Genomic DNA, 25338 nt, shown 5'->3' with positions numbered 1-25338 from the left:
TCACATAATTTTCAAAATTAAAATCTGTGGATGTTAATATTTGTTATATAATGTATTTGTCAAAGCATTACCCCTGTAGTTTCTATGATGAATCTGTAAGATAGTTTGTTTGCCCCGTATATTCATCTGAAACTAAAAAGAACTTGTAGAGATTCCTACAGGTTCTTTTTGTTTTAAGGGTTATATATGGATTTAAAATATAATTACAATTTTTTGAGGGGGAAAAGTACATGTTTGTAAAAGCAGAAAGAATATTAATACGGAAATTTGAGTTCAAAGATTGGCAAGCTGTCCATGAGTATACATCAGATATCAATGTTATGAAATACATACCTGAAGGGGTTTTTACTGAAGAAGATACAAGAAACTTTGTGAATGAAAACATTGGTAATAACGCTAAGAACTTTCCTGTGATATTAATAGATGAAGATATCCTGATTGGCCATATTGTTTTTCATAAATATTTTGGTGAGCATACTTATGAGATTGGCTGGGTGTTCAATCCAAAATACTTCAATAAAGGATATGCTTCTGAAGCAGCACAAGCTACATTAAAATATGGCTTTAAGGAAATGAAATTACATAGGATTATAGCTACATGTCAGCCACAAAATATCCCATCATATCGAGTGATGGAGAAGATTGGAATGAGAAGAGAAGGCTATTTTAGAAAGTGTATACCACATGGGAATGAATGGTGGGATGAATATTATTACGCTATTTTAAAAGAAGAGTAGTGTCTCATAACGCATTAAACGACAAGAAGACCGTTGGAATACGCCATCAGGTGGTTTTGGTGCTACATGGCAATAAGAAATGGAAGAGATGAAAAAACAGAAATAAAATAATGTATATACCTATTATGTGGATTAAATGAATTTAAAGCGGGAAATTTATTGGATTTACTAACTCTTAATAAGAGTGGAAGATTATCACAAGGTAAAGTAATTATTGATTTAAAATACTTTGTGATAATTTATAACAAAGTCTGATTATTGATAGAAATAATTGATAAAAACTCCTATTAATTTTTATGTTAATAGGGGTTTTTATCGATCTTATTTTCAAAAAATGCTCTTTAGACTTGCCTATAAATCAAATTTTATTTTTAACTAATACTACGGTTTAGAAATCATAAAAGTTAATCTATTTCTAAATTTAATTGGCTACAATTAAATTTCTTGTCTTATCGATATGATTAAGTAACATACTATACTCTTCTTCATACATAGCTAAACGTTGCGAAAGAGAGTGATTCTCTGCTTCTAAATATTCAATTTGATTTTGTAAAGTTTTCAATTCATCCATTTCTTTATAATTTTGTAGAAATGAAATAATGTCATCTAAGGTAATAGATAAAGAGTTTGTTTCTTTTTTTTGTTGGGAGGGAGAAATGTTATTTTCCACTTTTCGATTTTGTTTTGCCTGTTGTATTTCTTCTTCGTATTGTTTTCGCAAGTAAGAGTTCCAACGAAATCCGCAAGCAGCAGGAGTTCTGGCCAATTGTTTAGCTACTTCTTTAAATGCAGCTAACTGTGTTCCGCCGTTACGAATATTTTGAAGCACTATTGTTGCGAGAAGTAAATCGTTATCGTTAGTCCAGGAATCTTGTCTTGAAATTACCACGTTTCCATCCCCCTTATATGCTTTTTATTATATATATGCAATTACTTAAAATGATAGAAGCTCAACTTCTCTTAAGATAATTAGGAGCAAATTAAAAGAAGTATGTATTTTTAAAAATGCGAAATTGCATAAAAAATAAGGTTGACTATTCACTATAGCTGTAACTATAATAGTTACAGCCGAGCAACTGAATTAATAGATTTGATGACATGAATTAGTTGTATTAGTGATGTATAAGCAATTATTAAAAAAATGAATGGAGTTGAAAATATAAGTCTACATTGAAGACGTTTGTATAAGAAAAGAAGTTAGGTAATATACATTTTTTTATAATTATATATAAATTAAAAGAGGTGCACATTTTGAAAATTTTTAAGGGAATTCTAGTTTCTTCAATTGCGTTAACAGCATTTAATGGGGTAGGTGGAATACTTCCAAGCGAAAAATCAGAAGTTGCCTACGCCGCTACTTACAATTATTCAAATAAGCAATTGAATTCTACTGTACATAAGCAAGTTACTAAACAATTAATTTTGAAATTTAAAAATGAAGCAAATTTACCATATCAGGATGGGGTAGAAAAATTTATTAAAGAAGAAAAACAAGACCCTGAATTAATGAAAATTTTAGCCGAATACCCAAATATAACTATAAATCGACTTTTTAGTTCTTTAAACCCTACAGAAATTAAAAATTTAGGTGAAGAAATAAAAGACTCGGATCATATTTCTTCTAATTTGCTAAACTATTATATTGTAGAAACCCAAGGTAATATTGATGTACAAGCATTACTTGTAAAATTTGAGAAATCATCTCTTGTTGAAACGGCATATTTACAGGAAGAAGAAGCACCACCAGAAGAGCGTTTACCAAATTTATCTGTTAATCCATATGATGAGCCTAGACTTACAAGGCAAGGTTACCTTGAACCAGCACCATTAGGAATCAATGCACCTTATGCCTGGGGTATAAAAGGTGGAGATGGAAAAGGAACAACTTTTGTAGATATGGAGTATGGCTGGTTATTTACTCATGAAGATTTAGTGAATCAGAAAATCGAATTGATATCAGGACAGAATAAGAGTGAACACCATGATCACGGTACTGCAGTCTTAGGGATTGTTTCGGCAGAAGATAATAACATAGGCGGAATTGGGATTGCACCAAAAGCTAAGGTAAAAGTTGTATCCCAGATTAGAGATAATGGTAGATATAATACAGCAGATGCTATATTAAGTGCAGTTAACAATATGCAAGCTGGAGATATCCTTTTATTAGAAGCCCAAGCAACATATGATGGATATGGAGATAAGAACTATCTTCCTGTAGAAGTAAAACCAGATATATTTGATGCAATTCGTATAGGAGCAAATAAGGGAATTATTATTATTGAAGCAGGTGCAAACGGCGGAAATGATTTGGATCAATTTAGAGACCGTAATGGTAAACAAGTTTTAAATCGTAATAGTCCTGATTTTAAAGATTCAGGGGCAATTATGGTTGGGGCAGCTTCTGCAAGGGTCCCTCATAAACGTTCATATTTCTCTAATTACGGTAGTAGAGTGGATGTTTATGGGTGGGGAAATGCAGTAGACACAACAGATGCAAAACCAAATGAATTTATGACAAATCTATATACATCTAGCTTTAGCGGAACGTCTAGTGCATCACCTATTATTGCTGGTGCTGCTGCATCAATTCAAGGGATCGCAAAAAATAATCAGGGGAAAGTATATACACCAAGCCAGCTAAGGGATATCTTAAGTGATTCTAGTACTGGAACGAAATCTAATGATCCAACTGCCGATAAAATTGGTGTGTTACCTGACTTAAAAGCCATCTTATCTAAACTTGGTTTTTCACCAAATTTAAGTAATGATTCTTCCATTGTGTTTCCTGAGGAACAAGAAATAAATAATGGAAATAAGGGAAATGAAGGATCTACTATTACATTCCCAAAAGAGGATTCAGCTAATAGTGAAGGGAACTCTAGCTTCATTTTCCCAGAATAATTGTAGAGATATCTTTTATTTAGTATGAAAGACTTTTATAAAAATAGTTGTTAATAATACTAGTCAGATAGGCTCTTATGTGTAATAGCATAAGAGCCTATCTGTTGTACTTTTAACCATATGAGGAGGAAAGTACTCCTGGATATATTTTTGGTGTAGTGAAGTGTCTTATATCTACATTTATATAATATTCAGTGTAGCCTCTTTATAAATTTAGAAATGAACTATTTTTCAATTATTTGCACAACCGCAATTGTTGGTAATAGTGAAGTTTAACCAACCGCATAAACGTTTAATTTTTCAACTAATTTGCAGTTTTCACTATTTGAAATACGTAATCCATTGTTATAGAAATTGCTGTATAGAGTGATGGAAACGAATGTGTTTAAATAATTAGATAGAAGGAGGGGGTTATGTTAAGGATTACTTAAAGATAAGCTCTTTCTTGTTTATTATTTCATGACATTCATCCCAAAATTCTAAAAGATGTGGAAGTAGGGGTAGTTCAAGATAATTTGTATTTAATTTTTGACAACTTTAATAAATTAATTTTTACTATCGTATGAATTAGGATAAATTATTATAAGTTATGGTTATTACTTAACATTTTGTTTTACTTGATCTTTTAATTCATTAAGGGTCTTACCGCTAATATTGTCAGTAATAGTTTCATGTATTTCATTTTTCAATACAATTGTTTTACCTGCAATTTCTGCCTTGGAAGACATTTTACTTTCATTAATAGTTTCTATGTTTGTTTGAAGGTCAGCTTTGTTATTTTCATCAAAAGTAATTGCAAATGGTTCAATTGCTCCGTAGTAGTTTCCAAATAATTGATCTTTCTTCAAAAACATCATATATTTTTTATTAACTTTAGGCTCGATATATAAAGGATCCTTATTTTGAACCTCTTTAGTAGTTACCTTAGTAGCTTGTTTTGTAACTGTGCCATCTGGTGCAACAACTGCATTAGAATCTTCAAGCTTAACTGTTTCAGCAAAACGATGATTGATTTTTATTTGTTTATTTTCATTCACACCTTTAATTGTTTCGGAAATATTAAAATTATATAGATGTCCTTCAACATAATTTTCTTTGTCCTCTTCCGATGGATTATTTGGATTACGTGCCATATTCCACTTAGAGTCAAGACCTCCATATTCACCAATTACAACTAGATCGGCTTCATTAATCATTTGATTTAAATCACTTGTAGCAGGGAAATCTTTACTGAGAATGACAGTTTCAGCATTCTTATCTCCGCCAGCAACATTGGAGAAGTGACTATTATATGCTGAATATCCTCCAAAACCAATCATTGCAGCTAAAGGAATTGCAATTACTATAGTTTTTGCTTTTTTACTTAACATTAAGAAAACATCTCCTTTTTCTGTTAATAGATTGCATTCACACCATTTTTATCGTCAGTTTGAGGGACATGCATAGTAGTACGATTACGATTGCTGTTCATAATTGAAGTGCCGCTGTTGTGACCTATTCCTATTGCATGACCAAACTCATGTACTCCTGTACTTTTAGCAACATTAGATTTTGTAATATTTGTATTCCCTGCATTAATATCACCAGCGAATTTTGTTACTTTTTTAGTGGATGTATTATAAGTTGTGTTCATTCTTCCATAATAAGTAGAGGAACTTTCAAACCAAGAGTTTAATTTGTTCACAGAAGAAGAAGAAACTGTAAAGTTAATACGAGAAGCAGTGTACCAGGCTGAATCTGCAGCTTGCCAACCGGATTTAATGATACTGGATCCATCGTCTAATCTGTCTCCCCACTTATATGTAGCTGATTTTGAAGGTAGCTTCCATCCTTCTTTTACATAAGCTTCTGAAACTCCAACGCTGGAAAAGACAAACACACTACCTAATAAAAATGCAGTAATCCCTTTTCTAAAATTCATATTATCCCTCCAAAGATTATTTTTAACAAGAGAATTATAGCATCATTATCTTGTTTTGAATTAATATTTTTTAAAAATTCGGAATATTTATATTGAGAAAATGGTATAAAATATCTTTTAAGGAGACGTTATTATAATGTATAAACATAAAGTAATAAAATGGAGTCTATGTTTATTAATATTTACTTTATTAATTATTATTGGTAAGACAATTTGGTCAAATACAGACATAGCAGAAGTGTCTAATGTTTCATCGAATTCTGAAACTATAGTATTAAGTAAGACATTCAAAACTACAAATCATTTAAGTGAAATGGTAGAAGAAGCAGATGTAATTGTACTAGGTAAATATGACGGTTTACACTCTAAATGGAATATGGCAAACAATTCATCATATGAGATTCAAGATGAAGATGTCGAAGGCCATCTGTTTAATTTTCATGTTAAAGAAATTTTAAAAGGGGACTCTGTAGAGAGTAAAATTTTAGTAAATCATAGATACTCAGAAAGCCTTGTATTAGAGGAAAGTAATGAAGTTATTGATGACAATGGAATAATTCTGAAAGGTGCTACGAAAGTGTTTACAAAAAAAGTAAAAAATAAAGATCCATTGTATATAAAACCTAAATCTGGTGACACATATATAGTTTTTTTAAAAGAGAATAGTAAACTTGGACATTTTTATCCAGCTTTAGAACCTTTTATGATTCAGTTTGATTTAAGGGATATTGCGCAACTAAAAAGCAATTTAATAGATTGGGATAAAAATAAATATAAATATAAATTTGAGGTAAAGGTTAAAGAGAAAACTTTTTATATTGAAAATGAAATAGATTCAACCATCAAAGATAATATTAGTGGAAAAAAATTAAAGGATATTAAGGATTTTGTGAAGAGGTCTTCAAAAATGAAATAACATTTTCAAAGGCTATAAATCTACCCTGCATTAAAGGATAGAATTTGCGTAGATTTAAAATAATAAATTGCATTATGAAAAGAAAAGAGCTCAAAAAAGAGTCTAATTTTTTTTGAGTTTTCTTTTGCATTCTTTATGCAGAATATGAATTAAAAAGATGTCTTATTTGTTCTATAAAATAATGATGGTGTATATTATTTTTTCATATTCGACTAGCTATAATAGCTTCTTTCATTAAAGAAGATAGGAAAGAAGCAAGTGACATAACATCTAAATCATTTTTAGTTTCATTTTTTTCGATTCCTTCTTTAATAAGAAATTCCAGGCTACAAGTTGATAGAAAAGCCGAAAAATGCAAAAGGTAAGTATGTAGAAGGAGCAACGGAGGTCATTTACGTTTATGAAAAGTTGGAAGAGGTTAAGAAAGACGAACTGCCTACAAAAGTAAAAGAAAAATTAAAGGTGAATTAACATATAAAAGACGCCATTGTTAGAGAAATATAGCCCCTATTTGATTAGAGTTTCAAAAGCAAAAGACTGACAGTTATTGTAAGTCTTTTACTTTTACAGGGATAAGCACGTAAATTTGAGGTGCTTTAAGTACTAAGAAGGTTTAATTTTGTTTATGTACTTGTTGTAGCTTAATGGATTTTGTAATGGTTATGATATAATAAAATTCAAGTATAATAAGGGGGATAAATTAAATGATTTTTCAAAGCATCATAACAGCTATTATAGAAAAATTACAAGAGACGGTGAATCCCTATTGGATAATTGTGTTTGGATCAACGGCTGAGAACAGAGAACGGGAAGATAGTGATATTGATATAGCTTATTTAAGTGACACAACTTTAGGGAACTATGAACGTTTTTTATTAGCACAGGAGTTAGCTAACATTGTTCATAGAGATGTTGATTTAGTTGATTTATCCGAAGCTTCTACAGTTTTTCAAGCTCAGATTATACATACAGGAAAGACAATATTTTGTTCTGATGAAGAACGGAAAATTATTTTTGAAATGAAAACTTTAAAAATGTATTCAAAATTGAATGAGGAACGCAAGATAGTGTTCGATGATATAAAGAAAAGAGGTTCTATATATGAAGAATGAGGTTATTTTAAATAAAATTTCCACAATAGAGCGCTGTATAAAAAGAATCCAAGATGTATATGGAAATGACCCTGAAAATTTGGAGGATTACACAAAGCAAGATTCAATAATATTGAATATACAAAGAGCTTGTGAAGCGAGTATTGATTTAGCAATGCATATTGTTGCTGGGAAAAAATTAGGACTACCCCAATCTAGTCGAGAGGCTTTTGATTTATTGGTTACAGCGGGGTTACTTAACGCAGAGCTAGCAAATAAGTTAAAGGCGATGGTTGGATTTCGTAATATTGCTGTTCATGATTATCAAAGTGTAAATTTAGATATTGTTCGTCAAATTATTGAAAAACATTTAACTGATTTTAAACTATTTACGAAAGAAGTTATGGGGATATTGGAATTTTAGGGGAAGGAACAGAATAGTAGAGCTAAGAAAGTAAGCAATTTTGAGATTCACGAATTAGCTATAGATAGTAAGGTTAAGAAAACACTATCATATACAATTTTATATCTTACAATTTCAAAAACAAACAGAAATGAAACTTAAATATAGAATAAAAAGGGACCTAGTTAGTAGGTCTCTTTTTTATTTTCGAAAAATATTAAATAAAAACCAGTCTTCATTCCTCACGGATAAACATACTAAAACAACACGAGTTGGAAATTCCAATAAAATAACGATTCTTTAACACCTATTTTGCTCCTCTTGCTGTTAACAAGTACCAAACATAACTTATAAAGTTCACTAAGGGTGTTTTTTGCTCATCCCCTCGAAAAGGGGGAATAAGAAAAAAGCAAGCCTCCCTTTTATGAAGATTAGCTTTTTTCTAAGCTATATTCATATTCTTTGACTCTTCTACATTTGCTATGGTAAGCGCTTTAATAAATACAACATATTTATTGATTAACAAAAATATAAAACCCTTTTTCCCATCGATCTTTGAGCCATTGCAATTCTTTTTTCATATTGGGAACGTATTCGTTTGTTCGTTCCATCAATTTATAGGTTTCCACTAGTTCCAAACATCGATTTGGACTAGTAAGAGAATGTATAAAGAGCATATCACGTTTTGTTACCGAACCAAAAGAGATCCCTTCACGGCTTACCGATAATAACTCTTGAATTTCCTCTTGATCCATATCTGTTTTCTTTAGGTAATTATTCATATCAATGAATGTAGTGTAACTCCATTTCATATTGTCATAATCATTTTCTTGTAGGAGCATTTCACGATAGGATTCCATGTCATGTATGAGGAAATTACGAATCGCGTCTATAGAAAATTGCATGTACCAAACTTCCTTTACTGTATAGGGTGTGTGTGAGTTTTGAGGTTCCTTTAAAAAAAGTATTTTCCTAATATGTAGGGAAATACTTTTTTACTTTACCATATATTTAAGTTCTTAGCTGGTTTTAAAACCTGGTAATTTTGAAGAGAGAATCTTCATCGCTTCTTCTGTTTTTGGATTACGATGGTTATGCTCTGCAAGTTCCTGGACGTCGGATATCCTCAAAAACCAAGTAACTGTATTTTTTCTCCTTGTTGTAAAGATTTTGCGATTTAGTCCAATCCTATTTGTATCGCTGAAAACGCATCTTTTGTGTTAAGTCTATTTCTTGTTTAATGAGTTCCATTTTTTCATCTTTCATCCCTATATATTCAGCAAGATTTCAGTAATCATTATAAGGTGTTTACTATATGTAAAACGAGTTTCTTACATTATCATATTTATACTAGAGAAAGTTATGCTGTCTTCAAAAAAATCAAAGAATGATTTAAATCTGATGTACTGACAGGCGGGTTGTTTTTTGGGTATATCTTCAATGTTCTTAATATAGCTACTGTACTTGTTTTATTAATAATTTGTATTTTGAAATTTAAGGATGATATTGATGTACTTTGGCGTAAGTCGAGTTGCTTTTTTAATCGCATTCATACTAAACAGCAGCAGGAAACGGCGCAAATTGAATATTGGCACCGTTTATAAGAAGCGATAGACTGCATTCTTAGCTGGATATTCATTTCAAGCTCGGAAAATATAGTATTAAGTTCTTTTGGTAGTTGATGATATTGGTTACTTTGATTTATTGTAGTTAAGGCATCTCTTCTGTGGTAGGGATTTCTAGGTAATTTCACTATACCAAGGATCGAGGTGTTTTTTATTTTGCTCAAGTTGTCCAATCCACAATTGATAGACTCTAAATTCAATATAGCTAAATCTCTCCGCTTATTTTATAGGTGCGAAAGTTGAGTTATTTAATTCCCATCTTAATGAAGAATTATTGAAACATATTTCTCCATTAGAATGGGAACACATTAATATTCTAGGAAAATACCGATTTAGTATAAAAGAAATTGCATCATTCGACTCCCTACAATCACTACAAACTACTTAACAGTAAAAAGCCAATTATTCTCTTAGAGTACCGGAAAGCGGCCTTTTCTTTATGAAATTTTGTTTTGTATTATAAATCCGCATTTTCTTGACGCTGCCCCATATATCCAAGTGGCTTTTTTCGCAAAAGAATCATGAAAAACTCTATCTATAGATAGAGGATACTCAAAAAAATCATCTTTCAGATAGATGTTCTAAAATAGTAGGGATGTTACAATCCTCCAGTAAGTAAGCAAATAAACAATAAATTTATACTTTATGGGGGTTTTAATTTGAATACTCAAGCTTGGATAATGATTGGCGCATTTTTAACAATTGTATTAGTAACACAAATCGGAAGAAAAGTATTTACAACCACAAAGGCTGTATTGCCATTTATTCTTTGTGGTATAAGTGTTTATTTATTCGTAGAGGAAATACCTACCTCAGGTTCAAATATGACTGCACTCATAATCATGACAATGGTCGGCATGATTATGGGAGGGCTAATGCTTTTTACAGTGAAAGTAGATTATGGTTCTGACAATAAAGCGTACGTAACTGCTGGTATTCCTTATTTATGTTTATGGATAATTGGACTTGGATGGCGTGTCGTATTAGCTTATGTAGCGACAGACTGGTATCCAAAACAATTTGTAGATTTCATGGTATCGAATCAATTGGATTTTAATGTTATAGCACCTGCTTTCGTATTTTTTACAATTGCGATGGTAGTTATTCGTACTATTGGAATTGTGATTAGGATACAAAGATATAGAAAAAATCTAAAAGAAAATTAAAGAAAAAGGTTAAGAAAACAACTTCTTTTGTATAATGAAGTAGGTAAAGCAAACACACTATAATAACTACTTCATTATTCTTTTAATTTCAGATTTTAGATGATATGCATTAAAGGGATTTAACTCAACAATGAACTATTATAATTGGGAGTTGTAAATTTCCAGCCCTTAAATCAAGAAATGGATATTCATCTATAGCCAAGAAATATAAAAACTAAACTGTAAGGTTGCGAGGGAATAAGTACATGGAAAAAGTATTTTTAAAAATGATGGATAGTCATGCAGGAAATGCGATAGGAAGCATCTTAATATGTGTATTTTTTTATAAAGGTTTCGCACCTCATGGTACCTTTGCAATATGGGTTTGTAGCGTTTTTGTAACAGTTTATCTATGGATGTTGTATTCACCAAAATCTTGGTGGAATGCAAGGAAGTACACTTTGTTTACGAGTATATTAATAAGCATATCATGTGTATTATATTTTTCTCATCCGAAATTTCCAAATTATGCTTTATGGCCACTCTTAGTTTTTCTTGCCGCTGCAGAACCCAAGTGGACACGAGTAACGACAATTTTAGCTGCTATAACGGGGATAGTTATTATTCTATTTATACATGCGAATACGTTTCCTTATCAAGAAACATTAATTATTATTGGCCTCTATGTCTCGATCCGAAGTACATCCAAGCTAAGAGACGCATATCAAAAAAATCAAAAACAACTAAAAGAATTAGACGAAGCACATGCTGAACTACAAGAAACAACGGTATTTTCTATGCGCTATGCAGCTTTTACGGAAAGAACAAAATTAGCAAGAGAGATTCATGATGGACTTGGACATCAAATGACCTCACTTATTATTCAATTACAGGCTCTTAAGATTATGTTAAGGAAAGATCCTGTTGCTGCCCAAGATCATGTTGAAGAACTTTTAAAGGTGGCACGAAAAGGAATGGAAGAAATCCGAGTTGCTGTTAGAGAATGGACAAGTGATGAAAAAGATCTTGGGCTTACTTCATTAAAAGGATTGATTTCACAGGTTCAAGCGAATTCTTTATTACAAATTGAGTTCATTCAAGATGGAAATATAACAGAGTGGACGATAGAGGAAAGTACAATTCTTTACCGGATCTTACAAGAGTCTTTAACAAACGTCTTACGACATTCTTATGCAGATTCTGTCATTGTAAACGTAACAGAAATAAATGGAGTAGTAAAACTTACAATTGATGATAATGGTATATATACAGGGGATAAGCCATTAAAATATGGCTTTGGACTCAATGGTATGATAAAACGCTGTAAATCAGTTGGAGGTAATTGTTCCTTTTTTCTAAATGAACCAAAAGGACTTCGAGTTGAAGCCACTATTCCAATTCAGAAAAATGGAGGAGAAGTATGACGGAAAAGATTCGTATTGTGCTAGCTGATGATGAACCATTTGTTCGAAAAGGCCTATGCTATATTATTGAAATGCAAGATGACATGGAGATAGTTGGGGAATGTAAAGACGGTAAGGAAGCAATTAAAGTGGCTTTAGAAACTGCACCAGATATGGTAATTATGGACATTCAAATGCCTGACGTATCAGGCATTATGGCTACTAAAAACATTATGAGTATATTACCAAACACAAAGGTTGTCCTATTAACAACATTTGATGTACAACAATATGTCTTAGATGGTATTCGAGCTGGTGCAGTGGGTTATATATTAAAAGATACTGAAACAGAGGAAATGCTAGATAGTATTCGATCTATGAACAAAGGGGCAATGATTTATAATAGCACGACAGCAAATCAAGCTTTTACACAATTTATAAAACACGATAATACTGATTATAATTTAGCTGGTGAAGAACTTGAATATACGGAAACTCTAACTAAGCGGGAGATTGATGTTTTACAATTATTAGCTTATGGAAAACAAAACCATGAAATAGCTAAAATCCTTTATGTTTCCGAAGGGACAGTCAAAACTCATATCCACAATATTCTTCAAAAACTAGATGTAATAGATCGTACACAAGCAGCTGTAATGGCAATTCGAAAAAAAATTGTAAAGTGATATCTGCTGTATGTAGTAAAAAGAATGAAATTTTAAATTAACATATTGTTTTTCTAATTGAAATTAAACAGATCATAATAAGAAAGAAAGAGAGTATAGCATGGATAATACAACGGGTCTTATTATTTTAATTCTTATAATTCTCCTTCAACTAAAAGAAAGGGAATTGAAAGTTCAACGGATGTGGATTGCTCCTGTATTGATCGCATACTATACATTTACTCATGTATTTAACGATCTCACATTAATAGAAATAGGTCTATTTGTAGTAATACTTGCTCTTGGAGGAATTGTAGGAGCTGTGCGTGGTTCTACAACTATAATACGAATCGATAAAAATAATGGGAAGGTTTATGCTAAGAATTCTTATATCGCCTTAGGTATATGGATTGTTGTATTTATTTTACGTTTTATTGTAACGTATATTTTTAAAGGTTCAAGTCAGTATGCGCTAGGTTTAGTAACGAATGGTATTTTTTGCTTTATTGCGGCGAATGTATGTATAAGAAGAGTGATTCTATACTTAAAAGCAAAAAGTTTGATGCATTCAAAACATTAAGTATTGCTAAGGGTAATTATTGTAGTGTAGCAAATTTCAGTGTTTTTCTAACATCAACACATTGCTATCAAGCTAAGAAAAGCAAATACTCCAGAACGAAAATTTTGTGCATTTTGCTCGTATTTATTGTTTTGGGATAATTCGTACTTTTAGCTTGATGGGCATGTGACGCTGCCCCAATTCCTAATTAGTTATTATATAAGAAATTCTCTCTAATATTATATATTTGTGTTTTCCTGTTGCAGAATCCTTATTATAAGGGTTCTTTTTTTGTATTAAAGGTCTACAGCTCTCGATAAACTCCCGATTATCTCCATGTACACTCCAGATGCAGGATTTATAGTGAAAATATAAAGATGGAAATATCCAAGTGATAATAAAGGAGAAAGGAGTGTTCAAAATGGGACACTATGATACAAATCAAACAAGAAAAACATGAATAGAGACGGTAAAAAAACAGGTAATAAGGTTTTCGTTGTCACAAATAATTATGTGATAGACGGTGCAAGTAAAATAGAAGTGAAATTGAATAATGGTAAAAAATCTTAATGCTAAAGTAGTAAGGAAAGATCCAATTTTAGATTTAGCTGTATTAGAAATTGATGGAACAGATGTGAAAAAAGTAGCAACTCTAGTAGCCATTATAACTTTACTATCTGGAGTTTGTATGGAGAAGTACTAGTAAACAATTTAAAGACTTCACAGGAAAACTATACATATTCCAAATTGGTTCCAGATTCAAGAGATATAATATCTACATAACCCATAAGAGAGAAGGAGGTAAGCAAAATGTCACTTGAAACAGACATAATTCTTTCTTTAATAGATATAAAACTGTGGATGTTTCATCATTTGGAAAATAGTCGATTAAAAATAAAAAAACAATAATTAAAATCAGAACCGTACCACAATAAATCTTCAAGTGTTAATAAAAGAAAACTGTATAAGTTGAGGGAATAAAGATTCAACTTCAATAATTGAAGTGCTAATGATTATATTAAAAAAGAACCTTCAATAGGTTCTTTTTTATAGTTGGTAAATATGTTATCAACAATAGATGGTAATAAAGATAGAAATCTAGACACTTTTTATTAATGGGCTAAGTTTTCTTAGGAAGAAATCTATTTCTCATGACTGATCGTTAGATACAATAGGAAATATCATTTATTAACTTGGGTGGGTGATTTAGTTTTTTAAGTTTACCACACTTAAATTTAAATTTTGTTTAGGGACAAAATGTTAAAGTTATACGTTCTGAATTAACAGAAAATTAAGGTGGTAAAAATCCTATTAAATCATTTATCAGGTACCTCATGTTTCTTTGGCCTTATTTTCATGGTATTACCGAACGTTTATATGTCTCTAAGGGAAAGAAATATTTTAAGTTTTATTACCATCTAATGTTTGATTAAGATGTTAACATGAAAATAAAACGTTTACAACTAGAAAATAAAGAAAAAATATAAAAATTCGACTTTTTTCGACATTGCGACTATGAGAGAAATAATCTAAATTAAGTAAATATTATATTATGAGGGGGTATTTATCTTATAGATAATGGTTAAAACATTTGCAAATGTTTCACGATTAATTAAAAACGCCGAAAATAAAATTATATTGTGACAATTTTAAACGAACATACTTTATAATTCATACTTAGGCTAATAAATTAATTAATAATAAATTAAATACGATATATTATATATAATTATAAATCATTTAACATATTTGTTGCGGGAAATTTTGACATAAGATATTTTAAATATTAAGCACAGAAACATTTCAAAGAAAAAGAGCTATTTTAAAATGTACCCTAAAAACGTTTTTCCTAAAAGTAGTAAGATTTTGCAAATCGTTTCTGTGCCTAATTAGATGAAAATAATATAATAAATTGTTTAAAAGAGATAAAAATAAGTTACTTTTATGGAGAAATGTACATCTCATACTATTAGAATTATGTTAAATTGCAGCATACAAATTACATTCTTCTATCTTACAAACTGTACAAATACCATTATAGGTAACTTGTCTAAGTTTTAACATCACATTCATTACTTTTTGTCCAATAAGATTAATAGGGTCAGAAAAATGTGTCACTATCTACTATGAAAATATGAAAAATTATTTATAAAGAAGGTAATATGGTAATAAAATTATTCGGTTGTTTATAAGTGCATTTTCAATATTTTTGACGTATTTCAAATGATTTTCATTTATTTTTTATATAAAGAGGAAATTTGTTGTGTTGTTTGAAAAGGGCATAGGCGTTAACAGTTCATTTGTATATAAAGGATAAAAAATTGAGTGTATAATAAATGATCTTTTAAAATATTTCATGTATACACACAAGTGTTGTTGAGTTATTTGTTCAAAGTATAACCACGAATAATCTATAAATTCTTATATATAATAATAAGAATGGAGATATTCATTATGAAATTAATAAAAGGAATATTCTTTTCTACGATTGCACTTACATCTTTTACAGGATTAGAGTTAATTAATATGAATGAAGATCCAGATGTAGTGTATGCAGATTCAAAAGATTCTTCACAAAATATTAGTCAATTCCAGGAAGATATTAAAGAAGGGGATAAAATTATTTTAAAGTTTAAAAGTGAAGTGAATTTCCCGTATAAGGATGGACTCGAAAATCAAATAAAAGATGAAGATAGCGATTCGGAATTAGTAAAAATATTCTCTGAATTTCCGCAACTAACATTAAAGCGTTTATTCACATCTGTAAATCCGAAAGAGATTGAAAACATCGATAAACATACGAGGGAAACTGAAAATAATTCATCTTCTAATTTACTAGATTATTATATTGTAGAAGTGCCTAATAAAGTAACAGCTGAAACATTGATGGACAAGTTTAAGAAATCTCATCTTGTTGAAGAAGTATATATGCAAGAAAAACCAACTCTTTTACCAGAAGTACAATTACCTACTGTATCGCTTAACCCTTACGACGATCCAAGATTTTTAAACCAGGGATATCTTAAGGAAGCACCATATGGGATTAATGCATCTTATGCATGGAGCATTAAAGGTGGAGATGGAAAAGGAACTACTTTTGTAGATATGGAGTATGGGTGGTTATTAGACCATGAAGATTTAGTAAATCAAAAAGTTGAGCTTATATCTGGTAGAAATATAGATCAACACGTTGGCCATGGAACTTCTGTTCTTGGGATTGTTTCTGCTGAAGATAATAAGGTTGGTAATATAGGAATTGCACCAAAGGCTAAGGTAAAAGTAGTATCCCAAATAAGAGGTGATGGGTCGTATAATACGGCTGATGCGATAATAAATGCTGTACATAATTTACAAGCTGGGGATATTTTATTATTAGAGGCACAAGCTTCTTATGATGGATATGGAGATAAATATTTACCTGTTGAAGTACAGCCAGATATCTTTGATGCAATACGAGCTGGAACGGATAAAGGAATTATTGTGATAGAAGCTGGGGCAAATGATTCTAATGACCTTGATCAATTTAGAAATCGGAATGGAAAACAGGTATTAAATCGCAATAGTCCGGACTTTAAAGATTCAGGAGCTATAATGATTGGAGCCGCATCGTCAACTGTTCCTCATAAACGTTTATGGTTTTCAAATTATGGTAGTAGAATTGATGTTTATGGTTGGGGAGAAAACGTAGATACAACTCGTGCTGAACCTAATAGGATTACTAAAAACCTCTATACAACTGGCTTTAGTGGTACATCTAGTGCTTCTCCAATTATTGCTGGAGCAGCGACTTCAATACAAGGTGTGGCTAAAGAACATTTAGGTCGTCCATATAAACCAGCTGAATTAAGAAATATACTAAGTAATCCAAATACAGGTACCAAATCTCAAAATCCGTTAACAGATAAAATTGGTGTTTTGCCAGATTTAAAGTCAATCTTGTCAAATTTGGGATATAGCCCAGATATATCAAATAATGTTTTAGAGGGAAACCAATATGTATGGTCAATGAAAGGAATAGGAGATTTTGAGTTTGCAAAATTAGATTTTAATAAGACAAAAGAAGAAATGCAAATTCAATTAAAAGCAGGTATACCACATCATTACTTTGATAGTACATATGCGAGTGTGAAAGTCCAAAATTCATCTGGAAAAGTGGTATATAGTAAAGATATTTATGGAAACAGGCAACAAAATGCTGAAACACAAAAAATTTCGGTGAAAGTCGGAGACTATATTGAGTTTACACATTTAGAGGGTGGAAACCGGGCGACTCTTATAAATGTGGATAAAAATATACAGGAGAGTTTTGGTAAGAAGATAGTGTATCAAGTTACAGTTAATGGTCTTAAGAAAGTTGATCAAATTATTAACCCTAACCCAGATACGGAATCTCCTACACGGCCTGAAGGATTACAAACAACCAACACTACTGCAAATAGCGTAGAGTTAAAATGGAATTCATCAACAGATAACGTAGGTGTGAAAGAATATCAAGTATTACGTGATGGGAAATTCATTCAAACGGTACAGGGAACTACATTTATTGATAGTAAACTGACTGCTAACATAGAATACAAATATACTGTGAAGGCTATAGATGCAGCTGGAAATGAGTCTATTCAAAGCAGTGTTCTTAGTGTAAAAACAAAAGAGCAAAATACCTCTTATGAAAAATGGGGTCCGAGGAAAGCATATACAAAAGGGGATAGAGTAGAGTATCAAGGTAAAATCTATGAAGCTGTTCAAAGTTATCAAGGAAATGGGGATTCAAATTGGATATTCTCGTTATCCTTATGGAAACCAATTTCAATAAGTTGATGATATCGTCTGATATAAATATAGTCTATTTGAGAGAATAGTTACTTCATAACTAGCTAAATAAATTTTATCTCATAAGAAGAAGGCGCCTTTTAGGTGCCTTTTTCTTATGAACTATATTATTCCTTAATAGTGAAGTTTCTTACTTTAAATTTCTTTAAAGTAAACATTCCAGCTGATATAATGGCTGCACCAACTACAGAACCTAACCAGTCTCTCCAACCTAAGGCATTAAAAGATAAGTAGTTTTTAATGGGCTTTTAAAGGGAATATACAAGGAAAAGGAAGGTGTAATTCTTCCTTTTCTTATCCAGTATGTCCATGTGAATATTTGATAATATTTACCGTACTTTGAGTACCTGTTGAAGAACTCGATCCAAAAGTTACTGTGACAACAATTAAGATACCAAGTAAGCTAACCGCTAATTTTCTCATTTTAATGCTCCTTTTTTAAACTTTTTTTCACTGGCTTTGCTAGCTTCATAAAAGTAATAGCTTGCTTTTACATGATTATTTTCTTTATAAAATTGAGTTGCTAACTTTTCAGTATATTCATTTATATACTCATATAGTTCTTCGCGTTCAAAATAAGAAATTCCTTCTAAAATGGCTTTTTCTACATCACTTGCACAACTATTAAGGTTCATTTTTTCTAAAATATTAAAGTGATGTATATAACCTTCAATACATAACTGAGTGGAAAGTTGTAGTCCCTTTTCAATTAGCCCTTGAGCTAATTGGTTTTCTTCTAATTTATAATGTTCTCTTGCCTCAATAAATAAAGCTTTATAATCACTTGGCAGTTTTTGATTAACTTCAGATAAATATCGTAATGCTAACTCAGAAAGGTTTTGTGTAGCATACATAAATCCTAGATTGTGACGGACAATTAAAATGTTGTATTCTAAATTTTCTTTTTGGAATGCATCCATCGCTGAAATATAATGTTCTTCGGCTAATTCCCATTCTCTTAAATGAGTACATGCCAGGCCGTATAAATTATTGCAAAAGGCAACTTTTAATTCATATCCCATATGTTTTGAAAAGATATCTTTAGCTTTCATAACATGATTAATACATAAGATAGATTTATGTGTATGACAGTAGAAAACAGCCAATTCATAATGAAATTCAGCGTATTCAATTTCGTCAGGTATTGTTGATAATAAACTTTCAGCTTTATCAAAATGTGTTCTTGCAAGACTATGATTACCCGTAACATTCGAATGTATTGCTTTAAAGAAGTGATAATAGTATGAAAGGAAGTCATCTGTAGGAGTCCCGTAAGCATCACATTGTTTAAAACTATCTTTAGAAATACTTAAACTATCAACTAGATATTGGTGTCTAAAATCAAGAAGTGAGTAGTATAATAGTATGTTTTGATTTTCTTCTATATCTTGGATTTTATTTTCAATTTCTTGTTTCAGTAATTGAGCGGCATCTACATGCCTAGCTCTAATTTCTTGATACCATTCATTTAATAAATGATTTATTTGTTCGTGCCCTTTTAATTGAACATTCATTGTTCAGTCTCATCCTCTCTCTATAGATACTATACAGCAATTAGTATCATAGCAGAGTTTTCCTCTATTAAAATCTATTAAACAGCATTTTTCAATATAAGACGGAATATTCTATCAATAATATTTGGATTGATTTTGATTTAAATAGTATTTATTATTGTTATTTTTAAAAAATAATCTCTTATTTAGGCTATAAAGCAGATAAGAAATATTTTCTCAACAGGATAAAAGTTATTTATCTATAAGTACTATGTATGAGGATAATAAGAAAATAGAAATATATAATAAAGGGGAATGCGAAATGATAGCATTAAACAATAATTGGGATATAAAAGAAATTTCGGAAGAGAATGTAGATTTGTTAAAGGTTATGGCTCATCCAGTAAGATTACAAATTGTAAATGAATTAATGCATCATAAAAAATACAATGTTACACAGTTAACGGAAATATTAAAGCTTTCTCAATCCACTGTTTCACAGCATTTATCAAAATTGAGAAGAATTGTACTCCATACAGAAAGAAGAGGATTAGAAGTATATTATTATATTGGAAATGCTAAAGCTCGTCAGATTGTAGAAATTTTAGGTTTGTAGGTTAATAATATGCAAAAAAAAATTCCTTTTATAAAGTAATGAAATTTTTTATTTATATATAATAATTTCATTTTGTAAGAATTACTGTGTAGATAAGAAAATATTGCTCATATAATTTCTGTACATTTCAAAGGAGTGTAATGAAATAAGGTCTACTTATTTATTTTCAATAGAACTTATCAAAAGCCCCTGTAAAAACAGAGGCTAATATGCTAGATAATTTATGGAAGTGTATGTAAGATTAATCAATCATAAGTTTTTTATTTCTGAATTAGTTGTAAAGCTTTCATCTGTTCTAAAAGAATTAAATTGTTTTGTTCAATCATCTTTGCCACTGCTTCAAAGTATGCTTGATTCTCAAGAACCTCAATCCGTTTCTCTTTAGGAAGTGATTGAAGTATTTCTTTCATTTCTTTACACTCGTATATGCTATTCTCTGAGTCGTCTATTAATTTATTGCGACGATTTGTGTATTCAAGTGCACCTAACGTCGCTAAAGCGCGGGTATCTAGTCCTAGGATTTCCATGCATACATCTCCTTTCCTCTATAATAATTCGATAGGGGAAAGGAGATTCCTTTAGTGATTTGGTAGAGTTTTTATATTGCAATGCTTATAGGTGATGTTCCAACTGTTATTACTGTATTTACGGTATAGTCAACGGAGTTAAGAATTGTAACTGTATTTTGTTCCGGCTGAGTAATATAGATGAATTGCCCATCAGGTGTAAATGTAGCGTCTGCTGGACCATTGATTGAAATCGTTCCTGTGGATAGTTGTTGTGCTGTATCAATAATATTGATTTCATTGGTTGTTTTGTCTCCTAGCAATGCTAAGGGGTGATTAGGTGAAAGAGAAAGGAACGAGTTGTAATAAGCTCCAGTAAGAATAGTTCCAACCTCATGGAAAGTGGACAAGTCTATAACTATAAGAGCTGTCCCAGACCCTGGAAATTCTCCTGTAACATAAGCGAATCCGTCAAACAAACTGATTTCTATGATATTTGGATAATCGCTTGAAGTAGGATGTTCTGCTACGATATTTCCTGTATTTAGATCCACTTGTATAATACTCCAAGCTATAGCATTTACGATATAAGCGTATTGTCCATTTAAATCAATGGCTATACTTGAAAAGCCAAACTCCCCAAGTGAAGTAGTATTGGAAATGGTTTGAGTTAGAAGATTAAGTGTAGTAATTTCCATTGAGTCAGTTGAAATATTTAGTATATACGCAAACTGACCATCAGGAGAAAATCCAATATCGATTGGTTTGTTTATTGAGAAAGTAAAGGTAATAGTAAGAGTTTCGTTTTTAATCATAGATACACTATTATCATTGGAATGTAAAACTAAAGAGTATGCTTTGTTTGGGTTAACAGCAACCTTAATTGGCTGATAGGGAAGGTTAATGACATGCTCAACAGTCTTTGTTGCGGTGTTAATTACTGAGAGAGTATTATCGTCTTTATTTGCTGTAAAAGCATAAATAGGAGGGTTTGGTGGCACTGGTAAGAGAGAAAGGGTGCCATTTAAGATAAATGTATTATCATCTTGTGGCGTGACTGTTAAACTCTTAAGTTTAAATCCGCTAAAATCAAAGCAGCAATTAGAATCAGTTGTGTAATAAACAATCTGATTAATGGAGAATTTGTGCCATTTAGAAAAAGCTGCGGCTCCTTGTCCATATTGATTTTGAACAGGAGAAATACTAACAAGCATTGAAAGTACGCCATATATACGAACACTGTGTACTGGATAGGAAGAATTTGGTAAATCGGTTTGTAATAGGCAAGGGTTTGGTGTTTGCAGTGTACATGGTTCAAATGCACATTTTAATCGATCTGTATTCCATGTAACGGCACCGGTGTAATTCGTATCATTAATTATATATCCTTCAGGAGCTGTAATTAAAACCTCAAAATCTACATGTTGATTGCACGTACCTTGGCAAGGTAACATGTACTTCACTTCCTTTATCAAAAATTATGTGTTTTTTCATGGAATCTATAAAGTTGATTACATACCGTATTAAAAAAATTTTAGATTCTATGCTTTTTAATAAGATAGTCATGTTTGAAAGAACTGTATTCTTTGATACAACATACAATTAGGTGGCAATGCTCTATATTATGCTTCTTATTTCCTAATGCTTGTACATATTGTGGTTATCTTAATCGTTAGAAGGTATAGTCCAATAATGGTAAAACATATTGAAGTAAATAGAAGGTTAATCTAGATGCGCTAAGTCTAATGATAGGACATACGATAAAGTGCTATTAAATTCGAGGAAGCCAAAGTATAAAAGGGGTATTTATGGCAGCTCGAATATCTATTACTGATTTATTGGATAGAAAAAGTAGCTGCACAACAGTACAGCTACTTTTTCTCAAAAACTTTTTTATGCAAATAGCATCCTTAACGTAAACTTGCGCTTAATGGTACTTGTGAATAAACTGTGAAATTGTTACCATAAGTACCGTGTCTGGAAAATGAAGAAGAAATTGAACTGTTCCAATTTTTATAGGTAGATCCAGATGTATCTTCTCTTAGAAGGACGTTTGAAAAGCTAGCTTGGCTAAAAGAATTACGACCAGTATCTTCAACACCCTGAACCATTTTTACTGGTTCATATTGAGAAAATGTACCATATACAGGCTGATTTGCGTATCTAGGGCTTCCATTTACATACATAGTAACCGTACCATTTCCGTTATTAACTAATTTAAGATTTACTCGATCACCATCTTTAATTGATGTATCATACTGTGTATTCCAATACTTACTGTTTTGACCGGATTCATTATATCCTGAATTAAGAAATACTTTATATCCACTTGGTGTTTTTGAAATACCACCTTCAACTTTAGACGCTCCAATACCTAAATACCAATTTACATATCCATCCTTAACAACAACTGACTTTGGTAGATTTATATCAGCTGCAATCCCGGTATAGTTACTATTTGTAACAATTTTTACAGCACCTTCTGTAGCTGCAAAGCTTGTAGTTGAAAACATTGATAGAGAAATTAGAAGTGAACCAACTAGATACATCATTTTTTTCTTACTTTTTTTTATTACTTGATTCATTTTAGGTCCCCCTTACTTTTTATTGTTAAATTGCATTGAAAGTTGGCCAACTAACTATGACTTACAAAGCAAAGATACATCAGGTTTCATTGGATGTATATATTTTCCTGTTATAAGTCATTGAAATGTCAAATATATTATTTGTTTCATATTTATCAATATAAATGGAGTTGACAGATTAAAGTGGTATGTCTATTTAAATGTAAGAAGATTTTGTTAAAAATATTATTAAAACCTATAAATGTATTGGGGGATAATATGTACCAAGATTCATTTAGGAGAGAACTATGGAATGAATATAGAGGGATTTTTCAAAGGGGATATCTGAAATGTTTAGAAATGGATTAAAAACAAAGGAAAAAAATTAATAGTTTTTGTTAAGGAATTCATTGTAATAGTTCGTAGATGAAGGGAAATATATGATTTAAAAGAAATGGATTTCCTGTATAAAAGAAGAAAGGGGATCCAGCTATGGGAAATACAAATATAAGATCAAAGTTAGATAATGCAGCTATTGAAGGTGTTATAGAGGCATTAAAAGATGAAAATGAATGTTTACGTATGGAAATCGATTATTTAAAAAAGTTAAAGGCCTTAGTTCAAAAAGAGAAGGAATTACAGGACAAGACAAAGTGGAAGTAATGTATCTTAAAGAGTTCGAAAGTATGGATTATTTTAAGACAGAATTAGCTAACTATATAGGTTATTACAATCATAAAAGAATTAAAGTACATTTAAAAGGAATGAGTCCAGTATAATACCGGACTCACATTCAAACGGCCGCTTAATTTTTTGTTTAACTCTTTGGGTCCATTTCATCATAGGCAATTGATTGTTGGATTGCTACGCTTAGTGATTATTATTCTTTAACTCATCTCATATTACACTTAGTTTAAGTATTGAGAGTAAAAGAATAGGAATAGAAAAATTAACGTTTTGCCAAACAATTTGTTAAAGAAACTTAATGGAATAATAAGTTCTCCTATTGTAAGGCTTTTAAGTTTATCCTTATTTGGTCTTTTTATTAACTCTTTAAATGTTTCGAAGTTTATTCTATTAACGAAAGACCAACTTGGCACAGCTTTTGTATCTGAACCTATTTTGAAAATGATATGAATACTATGTGCATGAAAATCGCTTATAATTAAAATAAGCAAAAATCCTAAGATAATAAACCAAGTCATTTTTCAGCACCTCCATGCAGTATTTAATATTAAGATATTAAAACTGCTGAGAAAGTGTGCTATTGTCCATGAAAAATATTGAGAAATTGTTGAGGGGACGTTGAAAATGTTGCAATGTTATTAATTGTTGAGGATTTAATTATACTTTGTCATTTTATATTTAAAAAAAGAAAATAAAAAAGAGAACAGCTGCGTAGACTGTTCTCCTAAGGAGCGGAAGTGCGGAACATTTTCAATGACAATTATTCAAGCATTCCGTTAATAGTATGTGCATATGTTTGCAGTTCATACAAGAAGGTAGCTAAAAAATAGCTACCTTGTCTCAGGGAGAATTCAAGAAAATTAGAGATTCATTATGGATACAGATTGGCTGTTACCAATCTATTCGTATTATTGGAAAGGATTCCGTAAATTATTCATAAGTTAAAATCTGACTTCATTATAGGTTCAGTGGCTGGCAAAGTAAAAAGAGCACTTTTGTAAAGTGCTCTTTTTAACATGTGTATTAGGACTTGAAAGAGGCATCAATGACAATTTAAAAGGAGATATCTCTATACAACATATGGATGTGCAATGGAAAGGTGACGATAAAAAGAAAAAGAGCAGTTAGAATAAACTAACTGCTCAGCTCCAGGGGAATTGGAGACTTGGTTATTTATAGTTTTGACGGAACTGCGGGGTATTATTCAATAGTAGATGTAAATGATAAATTATTAGAAAAGAGCAAAAGGTATACGTAACTTTTGAAGTGGTTATTT

At 31.0% G+C, this 25338-nt stretch carries 22 protein-coding genes and 3 pseudogenes; 15 read left to right on the top strand and 10 right to left on the bottom strand.

Translation table 11 applies throughout. From position 1 onward, the window contains the following. Positions 1 to 230 precede the first annotated feature (230 nt). Positions 231 to 737, top strand: a complete 507-nt coding sequence (locus MHB70_RS27765; protein WP_061530293.1) for a GNAT family N-acetyltransferase — start codon at positions 231 to 233, stop codon at positions 735 to 737. Between the two features lie 421 nt (positions 738 to 1158). Here the strand turns inward: MHB70_RS27765 and MHB70_RS27760 are convergent, their stop codons facing one another. Further along, positions 1159 to 1626: an RsfA family transcriptional regulator gene (locus MHB70_RS27760; RefSeq protein ID WP_000237091.1), complete on the bottom strand. Its 468-nt coding sequence runs from the start codon at positions 1624 to 1626 to the stop codon at positions 1159 to 1161. A 362-nt stretch (positions 1627 to 1988) separates the two neighbouring features. On the opposite strand from MHB70_RS27760, the gene MHB70_RS27755 reads away from it, so the two are divergent. Then, a complete protein-coding gene (locus MHB70_RS27755; protein WP_061530294.1) occupies positions 1989 to 3638 on the top strand; it encodes a S8 family peptidase in 1650 nt (549 codons plus the stop codon). 596 nt (positions 3639 to 4234) lie between these two features. Here MHB70_RS27755 and MHB70_RS27750 read toward each other — a convergent pair. Together MHB70_RS27750 and MHB70_RS27745 are read right to left on the bottom strand one after the other, a co-directional pair. Further along, a complete protein-coding gene (locus MHB70_RS27750; protein ID WP_061530295.1) occupies positions 4235 to 5008 on the bottom strand; it encodes a hypothetical protein in 774 nt (257 codons plus the stop codon). A 23-nt stretch (positions 5009 to 5031) separates the two neighbouring features. Then, the gene (locus tag MHB70_RS27745) at positions 5032 to 5559 is read right to left on the bottom strand and encodes a matrixin family metalloprotease (protein ID WP_001011319.1); all 528 of its coding nucleotides are present in this window, start codon (positions 5557 to 5559) and stop codon (positions 5032 to 5034) included. A gap of 136 nt (positions 5560 to 5695) precedes the next feature. On the opposite strand from MHB70_RS27745, the gene MHB70_RS27740 reads away from it, so the two are divergent. Further along, positions 5696 to 6475 carry a hypothetical protein gene (locus MHB70_RS27740; RefSeq protein ID WP_061530296.1) on the top strand — a complete coding sequence of 260 codons (780 nt, stop codon included), beginning with the start codon at positions 5696 to 5698 and terminating at the stop codon, positions 6473 to 6475. Between the two features lie 133 nt (positions 6476 to 6608). Here MHB70_RS27740 and MHB70_RS27735 read toward each other — a convergent pair. Further along, positions 6609 to 6791, bottom strand: a pseudogene (locus tag MHB70_RS27735) (TetR/AcrR family transcriptional regulator); the annotation flags it as partial. Positions 6792 to 6808: 17 nt separating this feature from the next. On the opposite strand from MHB70_RS27735, the gene MHB70_RS27730 reads away from it, so the two are divergent. The 3 genes from MHB70_RS27730 (at position 6809) to hepT (ending at position 7990) form a co-directional block, all read left to right on the top strand. Further along, the gene (locus MHB70_RS27730; RefSeq protein WP_000570755.1) at positions 6809 to 6946 is read left to right on the top strand and encodes a hypothetical protein; all 138 of its coding nucleotides are present in this window, start codon (positions 6809 to 6811) and stop codon (positions 6944 to 6946) included. Positions 6947 to 7179: 233 nt separating this feature from the next. Then, positions 7180 to 7587: a type VII toxin-antitoxin system MntA family adenylyltransferase antitoxin gene (gene mntA / locus MHB70_RS27725; protein ID WP_000577212.1), complete on the top strand. Its 408-nt coding sequence runs from the start codon at positions 7180 to 7182 to the stop codon at positions 7585 to 7587. Then, positions 7577 to 7990, top strand: coding sequence for a type VII toxin-antitoxin system HepT family RNase toxin (gene hepT / locus MHB70_RS27720; protein ID WP_000787543.1), 414 nt, complete (start codon positions 7577 to 7579; stop codon positions 7988 to 7990). The genes mntA and hepT overlap by 11 nt, the downstream gene beginning before the upstream one ends. A gap of 491 nt (positions 7991 to 8481) precedes the next feature. Here the strand turns inward: hepT and MHB70_RS27715 are convergent, their stop codons facing one another. Then, complete coding sequence (locus tag MHB70_RS27715; RefSeq protein ID WP_001160625.1) at positions 8482 to 8874, bottom strand: hypothetical protein; 393 nt, start codon at positions 8872 to 8874, stop codon at positions 8482 to 8484. A gap of 1379 nt (positions 8875 to 10253) precedes the next feature. Here MHB70_RS27715 and MHB70_RS27710 point away from each other — a divergent pair. From MHB70_RS27710 to MHB70_RS27685, 6 genes and pseudogenes are all read left to right on the top strand, one after another. Continuing rightward, complete coding sequence (locus MHB70_RS27710; protein ID WP_001095938.1) at positions 10254 to 10760, top strand: hypothetical protein; 507 nt, start codon at positions 10254 to 10256, stop codon at positions 10758 to 10760. 245 nt (positions 10761 to 11005) lie between these two features. Further along, complete coding sequence (locus MHB70_RS27705) at positions 11006 to 12163, top strand: sensor histidine kinase (protein WP_061530297.1); 1158 nt, start codon at positions 11006 to 11008, stop codon at positions 12161 to 12163. After that, positions 12160 to 12828, top strand: a complete 669-nt coding sequence (locus tag MHB70_RS27700; RefSeq protein ID WP_061530298.1) for a response regulator — start codon at positions 12160 to 12162, stop codon at positions 12826 to 12828. The genes MHB70_RS27705 and MHB70_RS27700 overlap by 4 nt, the downstream gene beginning before the upstream one ends. A 100-nt stretch (positions 12829 to 12928) precedes the next feature. After that, on the top strand, positions 12929 to 13387 hold the full coding sequence (locus MHB70_RS27695) for a CcdC protein domain-containing protein (protein ID WP_000370728.1): 459 nt from the start codon (positions 12929 to 12931) through the stop codon (positions 13385 to 13387). Positions 13388 to 13837: 450 nt separating this feature from the next. Beyond that, positions 13838 to 14021, top strand: a pseudogene (locus MHB70_RS27690) (trypsin-like peptidase domain-containing protein); the annotation flags it as partial. Positions 14022 to 15820: 1799 nt separating this feature from the next. Then, complete coding sequence (locus tag MHB70_RS27685; protein ID WP_061530299.1) at positions 15821 to 18184, top strand: putative mucin/carbohydrate-binding domain-containing protein; 2364 nt, start codon at positions 15821 to 15823, stop codon at positions 18182 to 18184. A gap of 431 nt (positions 18185 to 18615) precedes the next feature. Here the strand turns inward: MHB70_RS27685 and MHB70_RS27680 are convergent, their stop codons facing one another. Further along, complete coding sequence (locus tag MHB70_RS27680) at positions 18616 to 19710, bottom strand: Rap family tetratricopeptide repeat protein (protein ID WP_061530300.1); 1095 nt, start codon at positions 19708 to 19710, stop codon at positions 18616 to 18618. A 301-nt stretch (positions 19711 to 20011) separates the two neighbouring features. Between MHB70_RS27680 and MHB70_RS27675 the strand changes: the two genes are divergently transcribed. Beyond that, positions 20012 to 20305 carry an ArsR/SmtB family transcription factor gene (locus tag MHB70_RS27675; RefSeq protein ID WP_061530301.1) on the top strand — a complete coding sequence of 98 codons (294 nt, stop codon included), beginning with the start codon at positions 20012 to 20014 and terminating at the stop codon, positions 20303 to 20305. Between the two features lie 260 nt (positions 20306 to 20565). Here the strand turns inward: MHB70_RS27675 and MHB70_RS27670 are convergent, their stop codons facing one another. The 3 genes from MHB70_RS27670 to MHB70_RS27660 all read right to left on the bottom strand — a co-directional run bounded on the left by MHB70_RS27670 (position 20566) and on the right by MHB70_RS27660 (position 23396). Then, positions 20566 to 20832: a hypothetical protein gene (locus MHB70_RS27670; RefSeq protein ID WP_000404246.1), complete on the bottom strand. Its 267-nt coding sequence runs from the start codon at positions 20830 to 20832 to the stop codon at positions 20566 to 20568. Between the two features lie 71 nt (positions 20833 to 20903). Further along, a complete protein-coding gene (locus MHB70_RS27665) occupies positions 20904 to 22265 on the bottom strand; it encodes a YncE family protein (protein WP_061530302.1) in 1362 nt (453 codons plus the stop codon). Positions 22266 to 22721: 456 nt separating this feature from the next. Next, positions 22722 to 23396 carry a hypothetical protein gene (locus MHB70_RS27660; RefSeq protein ID WP_061530303.1) on the bottom strand — a complete coding sequence of 225 codons (675 nt, stop codon included), beginning with the start codon at positions 23394 to 23396 and terminating at the stop codon, positions 22722 to 22724. 471 nt (positions 23397 to 23867) lie between these two features. Here MHB70_RS27660 and MHB70_RS27655 point away from each other — a divergent pair, with 471 nt between their 5' ends. Next, positions 23868 to 24038, top strand: a complete 171-nt coding sequence (locus MHB70_RS27655; RefSeq protein WP_176546226.1) for a hypothetical protein — start codon at positions 23868 to 23870, stop codon at positions 24036 to 24038. Then, positions 24032 to 24154, top strand: a pseudogene (locus tag MHB70_RS27650) (IS3 family transposase); the annotation flags it as partial. The gene MHB70_RS27655 and the pseudogene MHB70_RS27650, both read left to right, overlap by 7 nt. 129 nt (positions 24155 to 24283) lie before the next feature. Here MHB70_RS27650 and MHB70_RS27645 read toward each other — a convergent pair. After that, positions 24284 to 24580: a hypothetical protein gene (locus MHB70_RS27645; protein ID WP_061530304.1), complete on the bottom strand. Its 297-nt coding sequence runs from the start codon at positions 24578 to 24580 to the stop codon at positions 24284 to 24286. Positions 24581 to 25338: the final 758 nt, after the last annotated feature.

Origin of the sequence: Bacillus sp. FSL M7-1020 (assembly GCF_038050415.1) — a bacterium.
GTDB classification, from domain to species: domain Bacteria; phylum Bacillota; class Bacilli; order Bacillales; family Bacillaceae_G; genus Bacillus_A; species Bacillus_A toyonensis.
Note: the sequence above shows the minus strand (reverse complement) of the source record. Positions and strands in the feature narration are given on the sequence as shown.

Coding starts and splice junctions, on each gene's coding strand:
- MHB70_RS27765 (WP_061530293.1), top strand. CDS start 231: ATGTTTGTAAAAGCAGAAAGAATATTAATACGGAAATTTGAGTTCAAA.
- MHB70_RS27750 (WP_061530295.1), bottom strand. CDS start 5,008: ATGTTAAGTAAAAAAGCAAAAACTATAGTAATTGCAATTCCTTTAGCT.
- MHB70_RS27745 (WP_001011319.1), bottom strand. CDS start 5,559: ATGAATTTTAGAAAAGGGATTACTGCATTTTTATTAGGTAGTGTGTTT.
- MHB70_RS27740 (WP_061530296.1), top strand. CDS start 5,696: ATGTATAAACATAAAGTAATAAAATGGAGTCTATGTTTATTAATATTT.
- mntA (WP_000577212.1), top strand. CDS start 7,180: ATGATTTTTCAAAGCATCATAACAGCTATTATAGAAAAATTACAAGAG.
- hepT (WP_000787543.1), top strand. CDS start 7,577: ATGAAGAATGAGGTTATTTTAAATAAAATTTCCACAATAGAGCGCTGT.
- MHB70_RS27715 (WP_001160625.1), bottom strand. CDS start 8,874: ATGCAATTTTCTATAGACGCGATTCGTAATTTCCTCATACATGACATG.
- MHB70_RS27705 (WP_061530297.1), top strand. CDS start 11,006: ATGGAAAAAGTATTTTTAAAAATGATGGATAGTCATGCAGGAAATGCG.
- MHB70_RS27700 (WP_061530298.1), top strand. CDS start 12,160: ATGACGGAAAAGATTCGTATTGTGCTAGCTGATGATGAACCATTTGTT.
- MHB70_RS27695 (WP_000370728.1), top strand. CDS start 12,929: ATGGATAATACAACGGGTCTTATTATTTTAATTCTTATAATTCTCCTT.
- MHB70_RS27685 (WP_061530299.1), top strand. CDS start 15,821: ATGAAATTAATAAAAGGAATATTCTTTTCTACGATTGCACTTACATCT.
- MHB70_RS27680 (WP_061530300.1), bottom strand. CDS start 19,710: ATGAATGTTCAATTAAAAGGGCACGAACAAATAAATCATTTATTAAAT.
- MHB70_RS27675 (WP_061530301.1), top strand. CDS start 20,012: ATGATAGCATTAAACAATAATTGGGATATAAAAGAAATTTCGGAAGAG.
- MHB70_RS27670 (WP_000404246.1), bottom strand. CDS start 20,832: ATGGAAATCCTAGGACTAGATACCCGCGCTTTAGCGACGTTAGGTGCA.
- MHB70_RS27665 (WP_061530302.1), bottom strand. CDS start 22,265: ATGTTACCTTGCCAAGGTACGTGCAATCAACATGTAGATTTTGAGGTT.
- MHB70_RS27660 (WP_061530303.1), bottom strand. CDS start 23,396: ATGAATCAAGTAATAAAAAAAAGTAAGAAAAAAATGATGTATCTAGTT.
- MHB70_RS27655 (WP_176546226.1), top strand. CDS start 23,868: ATGGGAAATACAAATATAAGATCAAAGTTAGATAATGCAGCTATTGAA.
- MHB70_RS27645 (WP_061530304.1), bottom strand. CDS start 24,580: ATGACTTGGTTTATTATCTTAGGATTTTTGCTTATTTTAATTATAAGC.